A 19,659-nucleotide genomic window follows, 5' to 3' on the forward strand; every position below is an offset into this window, starting at 1 on the left:
GTGATGGCTAAGGTTCAGCGGATGCGGGGCCCAAAGACCCTTAACGGCAGGGTCCGTGGGGTCAAGACTGGCAGTCACGGCCGGCGCGACAGATCGCGCCGGGCCAGTGCGTGCACAACGCAGACCAGAAAGGGCATCGATCATGACCGAGGAATCTGAATCACCCACCGACGCAACGGCAACCACGACAGTGTCGGGGCGGCCGAGCCGGCTCAACCAGATCGCTGCCTGGGTGGGCATCGTCGCGGGGATCGTCTTCGTTGTGGCGGTGATCTTCTTCAGTGGCTTCTACGCCGGGGCCTACAGCACGCGAGGATACTGGCATGGCGGCTACCGTCACCAGCAGTGGCAGCAGGGGCCCGGTTGTTCCACGACCTCCGGCCCGATGGGCTCGGGAGGCATGATGGGATCGGGCGGCGGCATGATGGGTCCAGGCATGATGGGCCCGGGGACAAGCGGTCCCGCGATGCCGGGACCCGGGATGATGCCAGGGCAACCATCCCCGGCGCCGGTGCCGCACCACCCGTAGCCGTAGCCTCAGCGCCCAGAAGTTGAGGGTGTCGTGACCGTGGGCATTCGAGATTTCGGCGAACTGAATTGCGGCCGTCGGTCGCCGTTCAGTCAGGCTCGACTCAAAGACCTCAAGCCGTATCGCAAGCGGGAAAGGCCCTCGGACACCGCACTCCATCGGCTGGAAATGAACGCTTGCGTTCATTTCCGAGCCGATGGAGTGCGTTGAGCCGCGACGCCGCGGCCACAAGCCCACCTCAGATCCCCTTTACATAGTCGCCAGTGCAGATGTTGTAGTGCCCGGCCGGATCGAACACCTCTCCGTAGCCGGGGAAGTACCACTTCGCCGCTTGGTACATCAGCTGGCCACTGCATTTGCCGAGGTTGTACGCCACGATCGTTGCCGGTTCCTTGACCGACTGCGCGACGCTGACCGCGCCCGGCGGTATCGCGTAAGAAGTACCCGCCCCGATGGCCTGTTCTCCGCCCCACGATGCCCACGTGATGTCCCAGATGTCGCCCGTCGGGTCGCCACCGTTGAAGACTCTGGCCGGCCGGACCGTTCCGTAGCCCTTCACGCTCGGGGCCCAGGCACGCCCAAGAGTCGGTTGCGGATCGGCCCATGCGGCGGGCGCGCCGGTCGTCGAGCAGACGGCGACGGTGGTCGTGATGGCCGCGGCAACCTGTGCCGCGATCTTCTTCGGTTGGAATGGCTTCATTGCGGTCAGCCGAGCTGATAGGAGTCGCGTGACACTCGGAAGAAATGTCCGGTGCCGGAGTCGGTGCATGTCATGCCCGAAGGCTCGCTGTCGCAGGTGATGGAACTGATCTCGCACATGACACCCCCCGTCCCCATCTTGCAGCCGATGTTCCCCGAGGGGGACCGAAAGGCATCGCTGTCGTCTGCCTGCGCGATTGCCGTCGGGCCCATCGTCGCCGCGACGGTGGCAGTCGTTGCGATCAGCGTCAGCGCCTTCACAGACTGCCGCTGTAAAGAAAGGTGCTTCATAGTCGTTTGCCATTCGTCGTTTGGCGGTCCGTAATGACCGGGCACCCAGAGGCTTCGGCAGACGCCTTGGTGGTTTCTTGCTGCGCAGGTCAACGCCGGTAAACCTGTCGCCACGGTCCGCTTCGCGGTCTCTACCCGACCGACCAACTGGGCCAGATGGAACCGCGTTTCTCCGGCCTGCATAGAAGATCGGGAAAAAGTTGTCCTGCGCGCCCGGGCTCAGCACTCCTACCGGTAGCGCGGCCGCCCGGTCGCGCACCGGACAAAGGACACCTTCATGAATGTCACCTTGAACTCCTCGACCAAGCGGCTCATCGCGGCGGTGGGTATGGCGGCGGCCGGCGCCGCCATACCCACCCTGCTCCCCCTGAGTGCCGGAGTCGCCCATGCTGATGCCTGTTACGGCGAGCTCCAGTACTCGTACTACTGCTCACCGGCCAGTGGAGCGCAATCGCAAGCTCCAGAGGTCAGTCCGTGGAGCGGACCGCCGTCGACGAACCTGTGGTCGGTCCTCCCCGGTTGCACGGGCGGGGTGCTCGCGGCCCTCGGGGGCGAATGTTGACACATCTTTGAGCAGGCGCTGGCGCACCAATTCCACACAACGCACCCAAGATTGGCAGCTTTCGCGCAGGATCACGGTATGAAGATGCCTGCCATGATCGTGCTTGGTGCGCTCGCCTCGCTCACCATCGCTGCCCCGACCGCCAGTGCCGCGCCCTGTTCTGCCAGCGGCCTGGCCAGCACTTCGAGCGGAGTGCTGGCCCAGGCGAGCGCCTACCTGGATGCGCACCCGGGCGCCAACGATGCGCTGACCAGTGCCGGCTCGTCGGGCGATGCCGAAGGGGCGGTGCGGTCGTACTTCACCGCCCACCCCGGCGAGTTCCTCGATCTGAAGAACATCGCCCGACCGTTGACGTCGTTGCGTGGGCAGTGTGGCATGTCGGTCACTCCGGGTCAGTTGTCGGCGCTGTTCGACGCGCTGTCGTCCTGAGCCGGACAGGCCGCTGGAGTCAGTGCCAGTAGCCCTGATGCGCTTGTGCCGCTTCGTCTTCCAGTAGCGGTCCGACGACGCCGATCGGTCGGTAGCCGTGCTGCAGGATGTTGCGGCACGGCAAGGCGAACGCCGCGTGGTCGGGGTCGTCGCCGGTGAAGTGGAACAGCCGGGTGTTGGACATGCCGTACACCACCCGGCCGATGCCGCTCCAGTAGATGCCGCCCGCGCACATCGTGCACGGCTCGGTGCTGGCGTACAGCGTCGCCGACTTCATGCCGTCATCGCCGAGCGCTCGCCACGCGCCGCGGATGGTGACCATCTCCGCGTGATCGGTCGGGTCGCCGCCGTCGAGGGCGGAGGTGTTGCCGCGCTCGGCCACGACCGAGCCGTCGGCGGCGGTGACCAGGGCGCCGTACGGTGCGCCACCGGATTGGCGAGCTTGTTCCGCCAGGGCGAAGGTCCGCCGCAGGCGCACCAGATCTTCCGGGCCGGCGTCGGGCTCTGCCAGGGCAGGCCCGGCGGTTGGCAGTGCCACGACCGAGGCGCCGAGCAACAGCCCAGTACCGCGGAGGACGCTCCTCCTGTTCTGCTCGTGCACGACGAAACGCCTACTTGGTTCCGAACATGCGGTCGCCGGCGTCGCCCAGGCCGGGCACGATGTAGCCGTGCTCGTCGAGCTGCCGATCCAGCGCCGCGGCGTAGATGGGTACCTCGGGGTGTGCCGCCTGCATCGCGGCGACGCCCTCGGGACAGGTCAGCAGACAGACGAACTTGATGGACCGCGGCCGGTACTCCTTGAGTCGGTCGATGGCGGCCACCGCGGAGTTGCCGGTGGCGAGCAGCGGATCGCACACCACGATGTCGCGCTCGTCCAGCTCACTCGGCATCTTGAAGTAATACTCCACCGCGACATGGGTTTTCGGGTCGCGGTACAGCCCGATGTGGCCGATGCGGGCGGCGGGCACAACACTGAGCATGCCGTCCAGGATGCCGCTGCCCGCCCGCAGGATGGAGACGAAAACGAGCTTCTTACCGTCGATCACCATGCCGGTGGTGGGTTCCAGCGGAGTGTCGATCTCGATCTCGTGCATGGGGATGTCGCGCAGCACCTCGTAGGTCATCAGCGTGGAGATCTCGTTCAGTAGCTGACGAAAACCTTTGGTGGACACGTCTTTCTGTCGCATCAGGGTCAGCTTGTGCTGGACCAGCGGATGGTCGACGAGATGCAGGTTACCCATGGTGCCTTCCTAGAAAACCGTGCCGTCACTGCTGATGGACAGGGGCGGACGGCCGGCCCGCAGTTGCCCCGCCACGGTGCGGCCGGCCGCCCAGGTGCCGCCCTCGAGAACACAGGCCAGCGGCAGCGCCGCAAGATCGAGGCCCAGCCTGGTGCGGACGAGCGGCGCCAGGTCGTCGAGTAGCGCGACGGTCAGGGCGCGCCATTCGACCACCAATTCGTCGGCCACCGACCAGGTCCGCTCTGCGGCCGCGGGATCCCGCAAGCGCAGCACTGCGGTGTCGAGTAGCAGACCACCATTGCGGTACTCGGGCAAACCGGTCAGGGCGTCCAGCCCGGTGACCGTCACACCCGCCCACTCGAACGGCTCCAGCAGCGAGTAGGTCAGCCATTGGGACAGCTTGTGGAAGGGCATCCACCCGCGGGACAGGCCGGCTCCCGGCACCGCGGCATGCGGCCAACAGTCGCCGAGCGGTATGCCGCCAATGTGGTTGTCGGCCAACCAGACCCCGGAGAGGGTGTCCAGGAGCCGCACCAGAATGTCGTGGGCTCCGACTGCCGGACCGGCCAGCGCGTCGAACAGACCGCCGGGACGTCCCTGCGGGCCGAAGATCTGCGGTTGACCCGCCAGGGCGGCACCGAGGCGCCGCAGCAGCTGCACCCGGCCGTCGAGCCCGACCAACGGATTGTCGGGCCCGGCCTGAAAAGCGCGGCGCAGCGCGGTGGCGTCGACGCTGCGCAGTCCCGCGGCGTCGACCTGCAACGGCTGGGCCGGGTCGCTGGAGAACATACCGCCGGCAAAGGCATGCCAGCTGGCCACGCCGAGTCCCTCGGAGCGCGTAAAGCGTTGCCCGGTAGTCGGTTCCACGTAGCCCCACTGTGGGCCGGCGCCGGCGTCGAGCAGCACGCTGACCACGGCCAGGTCGATCATGGCGTGGGCCTGCGCGGGCACGTCCAGCGCGCTCAGCCGGGCCCGCAGCTCGGTGTTGCGGTCGATACCGCCGGCCTCGAAATGGCGCCACCGGCTGTGATATGGGATCACCAGATCGGGATACCGCGTGCGGGTGACGTCAGCGACAAGGTCGGCGGCCGGTGCGAGCGCGTCGTCGTCGACCACGAACCAGCGCGACTCTCCCGCCCGTGCGCGGCGCAGCAGGAATTCTGCGCGCGCGCGGATGGCTGCTGTGCTGCGCAGGATGCCGGCCGCGACGGCGCTATCGGTGCCAGCGCCGATACCGGTTGTCATGGCGTGAGTCCGCGGCCCTTGGCGATCTTGAGTTCATCGGCGTCGGGCACCGGGCCGGGCGTGAAATAACCGGCGGCCGTCTTGGCATCGATCTCGACGCGGGCATCGGCCGGGATCAGGTAGTCGGGGATATTCACGCGTTCGACGACCTCGATCCCCGAGCCGGTGATGGCGTCGTACTTCATGTTGCTCATCGAGACCAGACGATGAATCTTGCGGATACCCAGCCAGTGCAGCACGTCGGGCATCAGTTCCTGGAACCGCATATCCTGTACTCCGGCAACACATTCCGTGCGGGCGAAGTACTGGTCGGCGGTGTCGCCCCCGATCTGGCGCTTGCGGGCGTTGTAGACCAGGAATTTGGTGACCTCGCCGAGGGCGCGGCCCTCCTTGCGGGAATACGCCACCAGCCCGACCCCTCCGCGTTGGGCGCCCAGGATGCACTCCTCGATGGCATGGGTGAGATACGGCCGGCAGGTACAGATATCGGACCCGAACACGTCCGATCCGTTGCATTCGTCGTGCACCCGTGCGGTCAGTTCGACGGCCGGGTCGGCAAGATCGCGGGGCTCGCCGAAGATGTAGACGGTCTGTCCGCCGATCGGCGGGAGGAAGACCTCGAGATCGCCGCGCGTGACGAGTTCGGGGTACATGCCGCCGGTCTCCTCGAACAGCACGCGGCGCAGTTCGGTTTCACTGCAACCGAACCGAGCGGCGACGCCGGGAAGAAACCAGACCGGCTCGATGGCCGCTTTGGTCACCAGCGCCGCACCGTTTTCCAGCAGCACCCGGCCGTCCGGGCGGAGCCGGCCCTGGACGATCGCGTCGGCGACCTCGGGGAGCATCACATGGGCCTTGGTGATGGCGATGGTCGGCCGGATGTCATAGCCGCGACCCAGCTCGGCGGAGAACGCCTCGGCGACCATCGCGCCCCACGGGTCAAGACTCACGATCGCCCCGGATTCGGTCCACCGGGGATACGGGCCGATCACATCGGTCGGTGCGGTGTTGGTCAGGTCGGCGCGGTGCTCGGGCGAGAGCGCCCCGGCGGCGACTGCCAGCGCCCGGTAGACGCTGTAGGACCCGCTGTGGGTACCGATCACATTGCGATGCGCGCGCGTGGTCGTGGTCCCGATGACGGGGCCGCGCACGGCGGCCGTCGCTGCACCCCAAAGGATCGGCGGGGCGTCGGCGCCGCCACTGTGCGAGGTCAATCGGATGTGGCGGGCGGGGTTCCGGGGCGGGATCGCCGACGCGGCGAGGCCTGATGCCGCATCCGGACCTGGTGCTGCGTCGATACCTGATTCAACGACCATCGATGGCGCTCCTTCCCGGCATGCTCCAGTCAACCCTGAAACGGCCGGGTGTGCAGCGGTACGGGCGGACCGCCTGGACCGACGGCTCAGTAGACGTCGCGCACGTAGCGCTTGTCGGCGATCAACTCGCGCTTGTAGTCGTGCGCCGCCGATTCCGACATGCCGCCGTGCGTCCTGATGATGTTGGTCAGCGTGATGTCGACGTCCCTGGCCATCCGGGCCGCGTCACCGCACACGTAGAAATGCGCGCCGTCCTCGAGCCAGCGCCACAGGATCTCGCCGTGCTCGCGCATCTTGTGTTGCACGTACACCCGGCGCGGCTGGTCCCGGGAGAACGCGGTGTCCAGCCTGGTCAGCAGGCCGTCGGCCGCGAAGGCCTCCAATTCGTCCTGGTAGTAATAGTTCTCGGCCCGGTGCTGGTCACCGAAGAAGAGCCAGTTGCGGCCGGTGTGCCCCAGCGCCCGCCGCTCGTGCAGGAACCCGCGGAACGGTGCGACACCCGTGCCGGGGCCGACCATGATCATCGGGGTCAGCGCATCCTCGGGCGGCCGGAAGTGGGGAGCGGCCTGCAGGAACACCGGCACCGTCGCGGCACGGTCGGCCAGGTACGTCGACGCGACGCCGTGCCGTATGCCGCCGCGCGCACCTTGGTACCGCACGACCGACACGGTCAGTTGCACCTCGTCGGGGCTGACGAGCGGGCTGGACGATATGGAGTACGAACGTGGTGCGAGGCGCACCAACGCATCTCGCCATTCCTCGGGTTCCGCGCGGACCTTGAACTCCTCGACGAGGTCCAGGCCGGTTCGGCCATCGAGCCAGCGCTCGCGTTCTTCCCGGGGCGCCCGCAGAACCTTGGCGCCGTGCCGCTCAGCGAGGAAGTTGATCAGGGTCGGCGACACCTTGCAGATGTCGTACGACGTGGTCAGTGCATCACGCAAAGCTGTTTCCGCGCCGGCGATCTCGACGATCTCATCGCCGGAGAGCCCGGTCGCGGTCAGCCAGGCGCTCACCGCTTCCGGAGCATTCGCCACGACCACGCCCAGCGCATCGCCGACGCCGTAGCTGACGTCGTGCCCTGTCAGGTCGAATCCGATCTGGCGTACTTCCTTCGCGCCGCCGGCGGTCAGGAGCGTGTTGCGGCACAGCGGAACAGGCAGCGGGTTGTTGCGGGTGAACGGTTTGGCGGTCTTGGAGGAAGGGTTGGCGGGGGCGGCCGGTACCGCGGGAGCGACAACCGATGCTTCAGGAGAGACGGCGGCCCGGTCCGTCGCGGCCAATTCGACAACGGCGTCGGCCCACTGGGCGAGCGGTTCGTCGTCGTAGGCCTCGCAGTCCGCGCGGTCCAGTAGCGCGGTGGCCCCCAGCTCGGCAAGCCGGCCGTCCAAGGACTTGGCGTAGCCGCAGAAATTCTCGTACGCACGGTCACCGATCCCCAGCACGGAGTACCGCACCCCGCTCAGGTCCGGCGCATCGGCGGCGCTCAGCCGCGCCCAGAAGTCCGCGCCGTTGTCGGGAGGCCCGCCGTCACCGAACGTGCTTGTCACGACCAGGACTTCGTCTGCGGCGGCGACCTCCTCCAGCGCGGTGTCGTCCAGCACCTGCAATCTGGCCCCGGTGATCTTCGCGGCCAGACCGGCCGCGAATTCTTCGGCGGTGCCGGTCTGCGAAGCCCACAGCACCAATGGGCCCGACGGCGCGGGCGCCGGTACGGCGCGGGTCGCCGCGGCGGGGGCCGACACACTGTGCGCGCCGGCCAGTGCCCCGTTGACCCACAGCCGGACGATGCCGCTGACGGGCGCTGATTCGGGCAATACCGGCACCCCGGTGGCATGCTGGACGCCGGTGAAGAATCCGGCCAGATAGGCCTTTTCGGTCTCGTCGAGAGTAGGCGGACCGCCCAGGCCCAGTGCCGCTGCCAACGGATGGGCGACGGCGACGCCGGAGGTCGCAGCGGGCGCGACCGGCGCTGCTGTCTCGGTCTCGCTCAGGACCGGCGCCAACCGCACGGCGCATACCTTGAATTCGGGCTGCAGCGAATCCGGGTCCACCGCATCGTTGGTCACCGCGTTGATGGTCAGCCGATCGCCCTGCACGTCGTTCCAGTGGAACGGCGCGAAGCAGTTGCCCGGACGCACCCGGTCGGTCAGGAGTGCCGGCAAGACGGCCGTGCCGCGTCGCGACGAGATCTCGACAGACGCACCATCGGCGATACCGACCTCCGCCGCATCGGTCGGATGAATCTCCACGAACGGAGACCAGTTGAGTTTGTTGAGCTTGGCCACCTTCCCGGTCTTGGTCATGGTGTGCCACTGGTGTTGCAGCCGACCGGTGTTCAGCACCAACGGGAATTCGTCGTCGGGTAGTTCCGCGGCGTCCATGTGCGGACGGGCGTGGAACACCGCCCGCCGCGACGGTGTCGGGAAGGCCAGCCGCGGTTGATGTCCGTCGGCGTCGACGAACAGGTCCTGACTGACCCCGTCATTGACGTAGCGGGTCGGGTTCCGATCGCCCCCGTCGGGCGGGCAGGGCCATTGCAGCGGGGTTTCGCGCAGCCGCTCGTAGGTCACGCCGCCCAGGTCGTAGCCGGTGCGGCGATTGGCGAACTGCCGGATCTCGGCGAACACGTGCTCGCTGGACTTGTAGTCGAACTCGTCGCCGAAGCCCATGTGCCGGGCCACATTACAGATCAGTTCCCAGTCGGGCCGCGCGTCGCCGGCCGCCGGGATGCTCTGCTGCAGCAGCGTGAGGTTGCGCTCGGAGTTGACCATGACGCCCTCGGCCTCGGCCCACAAGGTGGCCGGCAGCACGATGTCGGCGTATGCGTTGGTCGCGGTGTCCTGATAGGTGTCCTGCGTGATCACCAGTTCGGCCGCCTGCAGCCCGTCGATGACGGTCTGCCGATTGGCCACGGTGGCAACGGGATTGGTGCAGATGATCCACACGGCCTTGATGTCGCCCGTGCCCAGCTGCCGGAACATCTCGATGGTGCCGGGGCCGACGTCGGTGCGGATGGTCCCGGGTTCGAGCTCCCATTGCTCTTCCACGAACGCGCGGTCCTCGGCCGACGTGACGGCGCGTTGCCCGGGCAGACCGGGTCCCATGTAACCCATTTCGCGGCCGCCCATGGCGTTGGGCTGGCCGGTCAGCGACATCGGGCCGCTGCCGGCGCGGCAGATGGCGCCGGTCGCGAGGTGCAGGTTGCAGATGGCGTTGGTGTTCCAGGTGCCATGGGTGCTCTGGTTCAGGCCCATGGTCCAGCACGACATCCACTCCCCCGCCTCCGCGATCATCTCGGCGGCACGGCGGATGTCGGCTTCGGGAATACCGGTGATCTCGGCGACCTTGGCGGGCGGATAGTCGGCCAGGAACGCGGGCATGGCCTCCCAGCCCTCGGTGTGCTCGGCGATGAATTCCTGATCGATGGCACCGCCTTCGACCAACAGGTGCAGCAGGCCGTTGAGCAGCGCCAGGTCGGTGCCGGGCTTGATCTGCAGGAACAGATCGGCCTTGTCGGCGGTCGCGGTGCGGCGCGGGTCGACGACGATCAGCCCGGCGCCTTTGGCCATCCGGTCGGCCATGCGCAGGAACAGGATCGGGTGGCAATCGGCCATGTTGGCGCCGATGACGAAAAACAGCTCCGCAGAATCGAAATCGGTGTACGAACCGGGCGGGCCGTCGGCGCCGAGCGACTGCTTGAAGCCGGTACCGGCGCTGGCCATGCACAGCCGCGAGTTCGATTCGATGTGTACGGTGCGGATGAAGCCCTTGGCCAGTTTGTTGGCCAGGTACTGGGCCTCGATGGTCATCTGGCCCGAAACATACAGCGCCACAGCGTCGGGACCGTGTTCGTCGATGATGGCCCGCAGCCGGCGGCCGGCTTCGGCAGTGGCGTCGTCAGTCGTGACGCTGACCATCTCGTCGTTGCGTCGCACCAACGCCGTGGTGAGCCGGCCGTCGTCGGCACCCATCATCTCCGCATGGGTGGCCCCCTTGGTGCACAGCCGCCCGAAGTTGGTGGGGTGCAGCCGGTCTCCGGACACGCGCGCGATGACGGGCAAACCGGTGCCCTGGTCGGTACGGGTCTCGACTGAAATGCCACAACCGACACCGCAATAGGAGCACGCGGTGCGCGTGGTGTGTGCTCCGGAAGCGGTCATGAGACAGTTCTACGGGCCGTCAATTCCGCAACCGTTGCGCGACTATGTACTACGCGTCAACCCGAGCTCACATGAGCAGTAAGCTTTGGTGCGCAATATGTTTCATGCCGGAATCATGGTGGAAATATGCCGGAAACCTGCGACCCGGGTTACGCGCTCTCCGGGGCCCAGCCCGGGCCGCGGAACGCGTGTCCGAAGCGCTGTTTCCAGCTGCGGGCCGCGCGCACATCTTGCCAGATGGCGGTGTATTCGTGCGTGGCGACCCGAACCGGGTTGAACGTCTTGATGTTCTTGGTCAGACCGTAGACCACGCGCTCGGCTTCCGGTTCGAAACTGCCGAACAACCGGTCCCAGATGATCAGGATGCCACCGTAATTCGTGTCCAGATACTGCGCGTTGGAACCGTGGTGGACGCGATGGTGCGACGGGGTGTCCATGATGAACTCGATTGGCCGCCAGAGTTTTCCGACGCGTTCGGTGTGGATGAAGAACTGGTAGAGCAGGCTGACGGACTGCTGCAGCAGGATCATCCACGGCGAGAATCCGAGGAACGCCAACGGCAACCAGAACGGTAGTGCGGTGAACGGCGTCCAGGTCTGCCGCAGCGCGGTGGACAGGTTGTAGTGCTCGCTGGAGTGATGCACGACATGACTGGCCCAGAACACCCGGATCGTGTGGTGGGTGCGGTGGTACCAGTAATAGAGGAAGTCGTCGGCGAGAAAGAGCGCGATCCAGGTCAGTGGGTTGCCGGCCGGCAGGTGCACCGGCGCCACCAGGTACGCCGCGCTGTACGCCGCCAGGACCACCAGCTTCCAGCCGATGTTGATGATGACGTTGCCGATGCCCATGGTGAGACTGGTTCGGGAATCACGGAATTCGTACCCGACCTCGTCGTCGTCCGGCAGGAAGCGGAAGGACAGCGCCTCCAGCACCAGGCAGATCACGAACACCGGGATCGCGTGCAGGATCAGATCGAACATCTGGGCTTACTCCTCACCGGAAGCATCAGTGGCAGAGAGGGTGTCGACTACCCGGCCCAGCAGCTCGTCCGCCACGCGGTGCGCGGCGTCGGCGTCGCGAGCGACGAGGTGCTCGGCCAGCGCGATGTGGGCGTCACGGTCGACGAGTTCGGCCGCCGTGCCGAGGTCGGCGATCACGCCGAAGCCGATGTCGGCGAACGCCGCAACCAGAGTGTTCAGCGCCAGCCGGTAAGCGAGGTTGCCGCTACCGTCGATCACCGCGGTCCAGAACGCCAGATCAGCGGCAATGGATTCGTCGGTGCGTTCCGGCGGGTACGCCGCGGCCGCGGCGGTGATCGCCGCCAGCTCGCCGTCCGTGGCGTTCAGCGCGCACAACCGGGCCGCATCGGCGGCCACCGACCGGCGCATGACCATGATGTCGCGCGCGATCTGCAGCGCCGGCACCGCGCCGGTGGCAGCGAGCGTACTGAGCACGTCCAAACCCGCCGTCTGACGCCAATCCTGGACCCGGGTCTTACCGCCGTGGCTGATGCGGACCAGTCGGGCCTGCTGCAGCCGCTTGAGCGCTTCCCGGATGGCGTGCCGGTTCACCGCGAAGGCCAGCGCCAGCTCACGCTCGGACGGCAGAGCCTCGTCCACCGCAACGCGTCCGGACAGGATTTCCTCGACGAGATGCGCGAAGACCGCATCACTGACCGCCGCGCGCGAAACGGGTGCGATGTCCATGTACCGATGATCGAGGGTCGACGGATTACTGGTCAACTGGTTGGACCAGTAATCTGGGTCACAAATACGGAGATGCCCCGCGGGAAACTCCCGCGGGGCATTCCGGTCAACGACCGCTCAGGTCGCAGGTACAACTTCCCGGCCGACGTGCTCCCCCGTCGCTGCCCGCAGGTGCGGCTGGCGCAGGAACACGAACCAGGTGACGACGCCGCACACCACGTAGAAGGCGAGGAACACCCAGAAGGCGGTGGTCGCCGAGTGCGACGGACCCGCATAGGACGTCCGGAGCACGACGTTGACGAGCACGCCACCGAACGCGCCGACGGCACCGGCGAAGCCGATCAGGGCACCGGACATGCTGCGCGACCACAGCATCTTCTCCGTTGCACCGAGCTCGTCCTTGCTCTGCGCCTTGGCCTCGAAGATCGACGGGATCATCTTGTAAGTCGAGCCGTTACCGATGCCGGTCAGGATGAACAGCACCATGAACGCCGCGATGTAGAGAGCCATCTGAGCGCCGGTCGCCGGGCCCTTGGTGGCGTCATCCCACATGCCACCCGCGACCAGGACGGCGGTGACGGCCGTCATCGCGGCGAACGTGTAGAGCGTGATCTTGCCGCCGCCGATCTTGTCGGCCAGCTTGCCGCCGAACGGACGCGAGATCGAGCCGAGCAACGGGCCGAGGAACGCGATCCACGCGGTGTGGATGGACGCATCGAAGTTGGCCTTGGCCAGCTCCTTGGCAGCCTCCTTGGGCAGCTTGGCGACCGATGCGACGTGGTACTTGTCCAGCAGCGGTGCGACGTCCTGCGCGGTGAAGTTGATGTTCAGGATCTGGGTGAACGCGAAGCTGAAGCCGATGAACGAGCCGAACGTGCCGATGTACAAGAAACACATCACCCACGAGTTCCGGAACTTCATGGCTTCGACCATCGCCGAGAGGTTGGACTTCTGGCCCTGGATGTTGTCCATGAACAGCGCGGCACCGATGGCCGCGGCGGCCAGCAGGACCAGGTAGATGGCGCAGACGACCTCAGGGCGACGGTTGCCGAGTGTGGCGATGACGACCAGGCCGATGATCTGCAGGGCCGGGACACCGATGTTGCCGCCGCCGGCGTTCAAGCCGAGCGCCCAGCCCTTCAGCCGCTGCGGGTAGAAGGCGTTGATGTTGGTCATCGATGACGCGAAGTTACCGCCACCGAAACCCGCAACCGCGGCGACGATCAGGAACGTCGTGTACGACGTACCCGGATGCATCATGAAGTACATGGTCAGTGCGCACGGGATGGCCAGCATCAACGCGCTGAAGATGGTGAAATTGCGGCCACCGAACTTCGCCGGCCCGATGGTGTACGGGATGCGCATGAACGAACCCACCGCGATCGGGACGGCCCCGAGCACGAACTTGCCCAGCGCGTCGATGCCGTAGACCGCCTGTGGCATGAACAGCACCATCACCGACCAGATGCTCCACACCGAGAAGCCGACATGCTCGGCGAAGATCGACCAGATCAGGTTCCGCTTGGCGATGTCCTTGTTGCCGGCATCCCACGCAGCAACATCCTCAGCATCCCAGTGCTCGATGTCGCGGTTTCGACTCAACAGACTCACGAAGCCTCCCAGTTCAGTAATTGGTTGGCTACATATGTACGGGCGCGCGATTCCGCAGCTGTTGCCCTTCGATGTCAGCAAAGTCAAGAGGGGCTCATTTACCCTCGCGGGCCCGCGTGACCGGCGCGATTCACAGCCGTCGTATCGCCGCAACAAGCACGAAATAACCCGGGCGCCGGCGCGGCCCTCCTGCTGACCCTGAATTCAGGGCGTACTTCTGCGAGTAACACGCACCGGATGTACAGGGTCAACGCGCTTCTCAGCGGTCGCGCAGCTGACCTTGAAACCAAGCACCGCCGCGACGGGAACCCGTCGCGGCGGTGACTTCGATTGAAACTGGGAACGCCGGGGCTCAGGCCTTCTTGGCCTCGTCCGCTTTGGCATCTGTGGTGCCTTCGGCGACTTCAGCGTCGTCGGCATCGGAAGCCGCGGACTCGCCGGCTTCCTCGGCCTCCTCGGCAGCCTCGGGTTCTGCGGCTTCTTCCGGCGCCTCGTCGACAGCTTCTTCGGCCACGGGCTCATCACCCTCAGCTACTTCGCTCTCAGCCTCGTCAGCTTTAGTTTCGTCCTCCGAAACCGCTTCGGCGACAACCGTTTCCGGCTCCGCTTCGGTCTCGTCCTCGGGGTAGTCCTCGGCGCCCACTGTGGCGGCATCGGCCTCGGCCTCGGAAGTAGCCGCACCGCCGCGCGAGCGTTCCCGCAGCGCATCGACGATGAGCAGCAGGACCCCGATGACACTGGCGCCGATGCACACCCAGGCGATCAGCTCATTGCTGGTGACGATTGCGGTCACCAGCGCCGTCAGGCCGATGAGGGCAAGGACCAGGGCAATGATCAGCATTGTTCAGCCGTCAGCTGTTGCCCCGGTTGAACTGGCCGAAGCCAGCACCTTCACCACCGGCCGACGAGTCCGCCGGCGCGGCCGAGCCGCGCTGGCCGAGCTCCTCGAGCTGGGACTCCAGGTAGGTCTTGAGGCGGGTGCGGTACTCGCGCTCGAAGGTGCGCAGCTGCTCGAGGCGGCCTTCCAGCACGGTGCGCTGCTGGTTGATGTTGCCCATGATCTCGGTGTGCTTGCGCTCGGCGTCGGCCTGGAGGGCGTCGGCCTTGTCCTGGGCCTGACGCAGCTGGGCTTCCGACCGGGTCTGCGCGTCGGCCAGCATGGCCTCGGCGCGCGCCTTGGCGTCGGCGACCGTGGTCTCTGCCGTGTGCTTGGCGTCGCTGACGAGAGCATCGGCCTGGGCGCGGGCGTCGGCGAGGGTCTTGTCGGCCTCGGCCTTGGCCGAGCCGGTGAGGCGGTCGGCGGTGTCCTGGGCCAGGCTCAGGACCTTGGCCGCGCGGACGTGGTGGTCCTCGCCGACCGGTGCGGCCACGGGAGCGGCCACCGGAGCGGGCGCCGCGACGGGCTCGGGCTGCGGCTCCGGCTTGGTGAACACGGGAGCCGCCACCGGCTGGCCGGTGCGCGCGGACTGGACCTCGGCGTCGAGCTCGGCGACCCGCTGCCGCAGATCGCTGTTCTCTTCGATCAGCCGGGTCAGCTCGGTCTCGACGAGATCGAGGAATGCATCGACCTCATCCTCGTTATAACCGCGCTTGCCAATCGGCGGCTTGCTGAATGCGACGTTGTGGACGTCAGCCGGAGTTAGCGGCATCTTCTGCCCCCTTGCAGTCTGGACCGTCAATCGGTGTCAAAAGTGTAGAGCGATCAAAGTGTAGAGCGATCGTGGAGTAACTGGCGTCCATCCTGTCACAGCAGACCCGGCGGTTGCAGGCGAGGGCCGGAATTAAGAACGAATTTCAATGTTTCATTGGAATTTCGCGAGCTACTGTCCGACGCCCGTCGCAATTGACCAAAACGAAAGAAGCGCATTAATTACATAAATGTAGTTAATGCGCTTCTGCAGGTCAGAGGAACGTCGCGCTCAGGCCCCGACCTGATCGAAAGACAGCCGCATGCCGACGAACACCACCATCAGCAGCACCACGATGGACAGATCGACCCGGACCGGCCCGATGGTCAGCGGGGGGATCAAGCGCCGCAACAGCTTCACCGGAGGATCGGTCACCGTCATGATCCCCTCGAGGATCACCACCGTCAGTCCCCTGGGCTGCCAGTCCCGGCTGAATCCGCGGATGAACTCCACCACCACGCGGGCGATCAACAGCAGCCAGAAGACGAACAGCGCAAAACCCAGGATGTCGAAGAACAGGGTCAATGCAACAGACCTCACTAGCGCGGGAAAAGCGCCGACTGATGTCGGCGCTTGAAGACGAGCCTACATAACGCAGACCCCTCCGGCCGGGGGGCCGAAGGGGTCTTGCGTAGAGCTACTCGGTGCTAGCAGGGGTGCTACTGGTAGCTGTAGAAGCCCGCCTCGGCGATACGACGACGCTCTTCGGCGCTGACGTCGACATCGGCCGGCGACAGCAGGAAGACCTTGGTGGCGACCTTGTCGAACGAGCCGCGCAGCGCGAAAGCCAGGCCGGCGGCGAAGTCGACCAGGCGCTTGGCGTCGGCGTTGTCCATCGACACCAGGTCCATGATCACCGGGGTGCCGTCGCGGAAGCGCTCACCGATGGTGCGGGCCTCGCTGTAGTCCTTGGGCCGCAGCGTCGTGATCTTGGCCAGCGCACTGCCGGCCTCGAACAGCTCGGCCATGCGGCGGGGCTCCATGGCAACGGCACCGCGGGTGGCACCACGCAGAGTGTTGAAGCGGGGACGCTCGAACTCCCGCGGGCCACGGGCCGGCATCTCGTCGTAGCCACCGCGGTAACCCATTGGGGCGCTTTCCATTTCGCGGCCGTATTCGCGACCCAGGCGGTCGTCGTAACCGCGCGGCTCACCACGGCCGTAGTCGTCGTCCTCGAAGCGCTCCTCACGGGGCCGACGCGGGGCCGCGTAGGCGCGCGCCGGGCGCTCTTCGTCGTCGTAGTACTCGTCGTCATACTCGTCCATCGGCGCCATACCGAAGTAGGCCTTGACCTTGTGCAGTGTGCTCATCGGATGCCCCTAGCTAAGAATGTGGTCTCTGGTGACTGTGATGTAAGTGTGACTGGAGTGACTACTCATGGTGACGTTAGAGGACGCGGTCCCATTAGCGCGGTACCGACACGCACACACGTTGACCCGTGTCGCACCGCAGCTTCGAGGTCATTCGACATGCCCGCGGACAGCCCCAGCCGGTGCGGGTATTGCGTTTGGACCCTGAGCAATTCGGCCTCCAGGCGCGCAAACTCTGCGTCGGCGTCGCTGGCCAGCGGCGGGATGGCCATCAGACCGGCCAAACCCAGGCCCGGAGCGGTGTGCGCGGCGGCACACAATTCATCGATCAGATCGGGGCGGCTTACCGGCACCCCGCCGCGGGCCGGGTCTCCGTCGAGGCTGACCTGGATGTATACCCGCAACGGCTCCGACCTGCGACCTTGATCCAGTGCCTCGACCGCGCCACGGGCGAGCGCGGCGATCAACGGCGCGGTATCGACCGAATGCGCCACTGCCGCCCAACCCGCCACGGCCCGCGCTTTGTTGCGTTGAATTCGGCCGATCATGTGCCACCGAATTGCATTGTTCGACTCTATGTTCGATGACGAATCCAACAATTCGCCCGGCGCTGTGATCAATTTCTTGTTGGACAGCGCCGCCAAGGCTTCGGTGACTTCGGCTACCTTTGCTGCGGCTTCCTGCTCCCGCGATTCGCCGAATGCCCGACACCCCAATCCATACAGCGCAACAACATCGGCCGCGGGAAAGAATTTGGTCACCGGAAGAAATTCAATGTCGGCCCGATCCCGGCCGGCCGCTGCCGCGGCAGCGTCGATTCGCGCCTGAATCCTGGCCAGCGACGCGGCCAGTTCAGCCTCGCGCGGCGCGCTGGTCATTCCATCCACACCACCGACGCCAGCCGCCCGGTCGGGGCGCCACGTCGGTGACTGAACAGATTCGGGTCGTCGACCGTACAGCGCGGATCGACGTCGATGGCTTTGATGCCCAACCCCGCCAACTGCTTGGCGATGCCTGCCCGCAGGTCCAGACCCACAGTGCCGCGCGCGGTGGTGGTGATGCTGCCGGGGAGCACGGCCTCCACGTCGTCCGCCATCTCGTAGGGCACCTCATAGTTGCGTCCGCTGACCGCCGGGCCGAGCAGCACCGAGATGTCGGCGATCTGCGCGCCGAGCTTCTGCATGGCCTCGACCGTCCGCAGCACGACGCCGGCCGCCGCACCGACCCGCCCGGCATGCACGGCCGCCACCACACCGGCGCGCGCATCACCCAACAGCACCGGCACGCAGTCGGCCGTGATCACTGTGAGCGGCAGCCGCGGCGTCGCGGTGACCAGAGCGTCGGTGTTGTCGTAGGCTCCCCCGGCTCCAGTTCCAGGACCTTCGACAACTTCGACATGGTCACCGTGGACCTGGTTCATCCACACCAGCGGGCCGTGCCCGATGGCCTCGGCCAACCGAGTCCGGTTGGCCGCCACGGCCTTCGGATCGTCGCCGACATGGTCACCCAGGTTGAACGTGTCGAACGGGGCCTTCGAGACCCCGCCCGCACGCGTCGTAGTCACTCTGCGGATACGGAACGTCACGATTCCAGATTTATCATGCGTACCCGAGTCACTCGGCCATCGTCAGTGCTTCATGAACGGCGGCACGTCGACATCGTCGTCGTCGTCGCCACGACCGCCCACACTCACCGTCACACCGTTGGTCGCCGCCGGCACGCTGCCCGGGTCGGTCCCGAAGGCACCGAGCTTGCCCGCGCTGGCGGCCGAGAAGGTCTGGGCCCGGTGCGCGCCGCCCGTGGCCGGCGCCGCCGCGGCACCCGGCACCGCCGAGGTGACCGGCTTGCGGCTCTGACCGGCGGTATCGAAACCAGCCGCGATGACCGTGACTCGAACCTCGTCACCCAGGGAATCGTCGATGACGGTTCCGAAGATGATGTTGGCCTCGGGGTGCGCGGCATCCTGCACCAGCGACGCGGCCTCGTTGATCTCGAACAGACCCAGATCGCTGCCACCGGCCACCGACATCAGCACACCCTGGGCGCCGTCCATCGAGGCCTCGAGCAGCGGCGAGTTGATGGCGATCTCGGCGGCCTTGAGCGCGCGACCGTCGCCGCGGGCCGAGCCGATGCCCATCAACGCCGTGCCGGCGCTGCTCATGACGCCCTTGACGTCGGCGAAGTCGACGTTGATCAGACCCGGGGTGGTGATCAGGTCGGTGATGCCCTGAACACCGTTGAGCAGCACCTCGTCGGCGCTGCGGAACGCGTCCATCAGCGAAACGGCGGCGTCGCCCATCTGCAGCAGCCGGTCGTTGGGGATGACGATCAGGGTGTCGCAGCTTTCGCGAAGTGCCTGGATACCCGTTTCGGCCTGGTTCGAGCGGCGCTTGCCCTCGAAGGAGAACGGGCGGGTCACCACACCGACGGTCAGCGCGCCGAGCTTGCGCGCGATGGACGCGACGACGGGCGCGCCACCGGTGCCGGTGCCACCACCCTCACCTGCGGTGACGAAAACCATGTCGGCGCCGCGCAGCAGCTCCTCGATCTCGTCCTTGGCGTCTTCGGCAGCCTTGCGGCCGACCTCGGGGTCGGCGCCGGCGCCCAAGCCACGGGTCGAGTCGCGACCGACGTCGAGCTTGACGTCGGCCTCGCTCAGCAGCAACGCCTGGGCGTCGGTGTTGATAGCGATGAACTCGACGCCACGAAGGCCCTGTTCGATCATGCGGTTGACGGCGTTGACGCCGCCGCCGCCGACGCCGATCACCTTGATGACGGCGAGGTAGTTATGCGGGGGTGTCATCTGACGTCTTCCTCCCTGGCTCGGTTTGTCCTGAGCAAAACTTCTCGAATCAAAACCCTAAACCTCAAC

The 19,659-nt window shown here is 66.5% G+C and carries 20 protein-coding genes; 3 read left to right on the forward strand and 17 right to left on the reverse strand.

Translation table 11 applies throughout. The features are described 5' to 3' along the window. Positions 1-142: 142 nt before the first annotated feature. Positions 143-529 carry a hypothetical protein gene (locus AC3WTE_RS20725; protein ID WP_492440483.1) on the forward strand — a complete coding sequence of 129 codons (387 nt, stop codon included), beginning with the start codon at positions 143-145 and terminating at the stop codon, positions 527-529. A gap of 238 nt (positions 530-767) precedes the next feature. Here the strand turns inward: AC3WTE_RS20725 and AC3WTE_RS20730 are convergent, their stop codons facing one another. Together AC3WTE_RS20730 and AC3WTE_RS20735 are read right to left on the reverse strand one after the other, a co-directional pair. Continuing rightward, positions 768-1,229: a hypothetical protein gene (locus AC3WTE_RS20730; RefSeq protein WP_492440485.1), complete on the reverse strand. Its 462-nt coding sequence runs from the start codon at positions 1,227-1,229 to the stop codon at positions 768-770. Positions 1,230-1,234: 5 nt separating this feature from the next. Then, positions 1,235-1,489, reverse strand: coding sequence for a hypothetical protein (locus tag AC3WTE_RS20735; protein ID WP_492440487.1), 255 nt, complete (start codon positions 1,487-1,489; stop codon positions 1,235-1,237). Between the two features lie 307 nt (positions 1,490-1,796). Here AC3WTE_RS20735 and AC3WTE_RS20740 point away from each other — a divergent pair, with 307 nt between their 5' ends. Beyond that, positions 1,797-2,081 carry a hypothetical protein gene (locus tag AC3WTE_RS20740; RefSeq protein WP_492440488.1) on the forward strand — a complete coding sequence of 95 codons (285 nt, stop codon included), beginning with the start codon at positions 1,797-1,799 and terminating at the stop codon, positions 2,079-2,081. 78 nt (positions 2,082-2,159) lie between these two features. Beyond that, positions 2,160-2,510, forward strand: a complete 351-nt coding sequence (locus AC3WTE_RS20745; protein WP_492440490.1) for a hemophore-related protein — start codon at positions 2,160-2,162, stop codon at positions 2,508-2,510. 19 nt (positions 2,511-2,529) lie between these two features. Here the strand turns inward: AC3WTE_RS20745 and AC3WTE_RS20750 are convergent, their stop codons facing one another. The 15 genes from AC3WTE_RS20750 to ftsZ all read right to left on the reverse strand — a co-directional run bounded on the left by AC3WTE_RS20750 (position 2,530) and on the right by ftsZ (position 19,590). Continuing rightward, positions 2,530-3,048, reverse strand: coding sequence for a nucleoside deaminase (locus tag AC3WTE_RS20750; RefSeq protein WP_492440492.1), 519 nt, complete (start codon positions 3,046-3,048; stop codon positions 2,530-2,532). Positions 3,049-3,121: 73 nt separating this feature from the next. Then, positions 3,122-3,751 carry a uracil phosphoribosyltransferase gene (gene upp, locus AC3WTE_RS20755; protein ID WP_492440494.1) on the reverse strand — a complete coding sequence of 210 codons (630 nt, stop codon included), beginning with the start codon at positions 3,749-3,751 and terminating at the stop codon, positions 3,122-3,124. Positions 3,752-3,760: 9 nt separating this feature from the next. Further along, on the reverse strand, positions 3,761-4,996 hold the full coding sequence (locus tag AC3WTE_RS20760; protein WP_492440496.1) for a URC4/urg3 family protein: 1,236 nt from the start codon (positions 4,994-4,996) through the stop codon (positions 3,761-3,763). Further along, complete coding sequence (locus AC3WTE_RS20765) at positions 4,993-6,312, reverse strand: GTP cyclohydrolase II (RefSeq protein ID WP_492440498.1); 1,320 nt, start codon at positions 6,310-6,312, stop codon at positions 4,993-4,995. Before AC3WTE_RS20765 ends, AC3WTE_RS20760 begins: the two co-directional genes overlap by 4 nt. Positions 6,313-6,398: 86 nt before the next feature. Further along, complete coding sequence (locus tag AC3WTE_RS20770) at positions 6,399-10,472, reverse strand: bifunctional nitrate reductase/sulfite reductase flavoprotein subunit alpha (protein WP_492440500.1); 4,074 nt, start codon at positions 10,470-10,472, stop codon at positions 6,399-6,401. 149 nt (positions 10,473-10,621) lie between these two features. Further along, positions 10,622-11,452 carry a sterol desaturase family protein gene (locus AC3WTE_RS20775; RefSeq protein WP_492440502.1) on the reverse strand — a complete coding sequence of 277 codons (831 nt, stop codon included), beginning with the start codon at positions 11,450-11,452 and terminating at the stop codon, positions 10,622-10,624. 6 nt (positions 11,453-11,458) lie between these two features. Next, on the reverse strand, positions 11,459-12,178 hold the full coding sequence (locus tag AC3WTE_RS20780; protein ID WP_492440504.1) for a FadR/GntR family transcriptional regulator: 720 nt from the start codon (positions 12,176-12,178) through the stop codon (positions 11,459-11,461). Positions 12,179-12,295: 117 nt separating this feature from the next. Beyond that, the gene (locus AC3WTE_RS20785) at positions 12,296-13,789 is read right to left on the reverse strand and encodes a nitrate/nitrite transporter (RefSeq protein ID WP_492440506.1); all 1,494 of its coding nucleotides are present in this window, start codon (positions 13,787-13,789) and stop codon (positions 12,296-12,298) included. Between the two features lie 352 nt (positions 13,790-14,141). Beyond that, complete coding sequence (locus AC3WTE_RS20790; RefSeq protein ID WP_492440508.1) at positions 14,142-14,630, reverse strand: hypothetical protein; 489 nt, start codon at positions 14,628-14,630, stop codon at positions 14,142-14,144. 10 nt (positions 14,631-14,640) lie between these two features. Next, positions 14,641-15,438 carry a DivIVA-like cell division protein Wag31 gene (gene wag31, locus AC3WTE_RS20795; RefSeq protein WP_492440510.1) on the reverse strand — a complete coding sequence of 266 codons (798 nt, stop codon included), beginning with the start codon at positions 15,436-15,438 and terminating at the stop codon, positions 14,641-14,643. 270 nt (positions 15,439-15,708) lie between these two features. Next, the gene (locus AC3WTE_RS20800; protein ID WP_492440512.1) at positions 15,709-16,002 is read right to left on the reverse strand and encodes a YggT family protein; all 294 of its coding nucleotides are present in this window, start codon (positions 16,000-16,002) and stop codon (positions 15,709-15,711) included. Between the two features lie 134 nt (positions 16,003-16,136). Further along, the gene (locus AC3WTE_RS20805) at positions 16,137-16,787 is read right to left on the reverse strand and encodes a cell division protein SepF (RefSeq protein ID WP_492440514.1); all 651 of its coding nucleotides are present in this window, start codon (positions 16,785-16,787) and stop codon (positions 16,137-16,139) included. A gap of 65 nt (positions 16,788-16,852) precedes the next feature. Continuing rightward, positions 16,853-17,665, reverse strand: coding sequence for a YggS family pyridoxal phosphate enzyme (locus AC3WTE_RS20810; protein ID WP_492440515.1), 813 nt, complete (start codon positions 17,663-17,665; stop codon positions 16,853-16,855). Beyond that, positions 17,662-18,372 carry a peptidoglycan editing factor PgeF gene (gene pgeF / locus AC3WTE_RS20815; protein WP_492440517.1) on the reverse strand — a complete coding sequence of 237 codons (711 nt, stop codon included), beginning with the start codon at positions 18,370-18,372 and terminating at the stop codon, positions 17,662-17,664. Before pgeF ends, AC3WTE_RS20810 begins: the two co-directional genes overlap by 4 nt. Before the next feature lie 42 nt (positions 18,373-18,414). Beyond that, on the reverse strand, positions 18,415-19,590 hold the full coding sequence (ftsZ, locus tag AC3WTE_RS20820; RefSeq protein WP_492440518.1) for a cell division protein FtsZ: 1,176 nt from the start codon (positions 19,588-19,590) through the stop codon (positions 18,415-18,417). Positions 19,591-19,659 lie beyond the last annotated feature (69 nt).

It is taken from the genome of Mycobacterium sp. FW102-FHT13B02 (genome assembly GCF_058790275.1).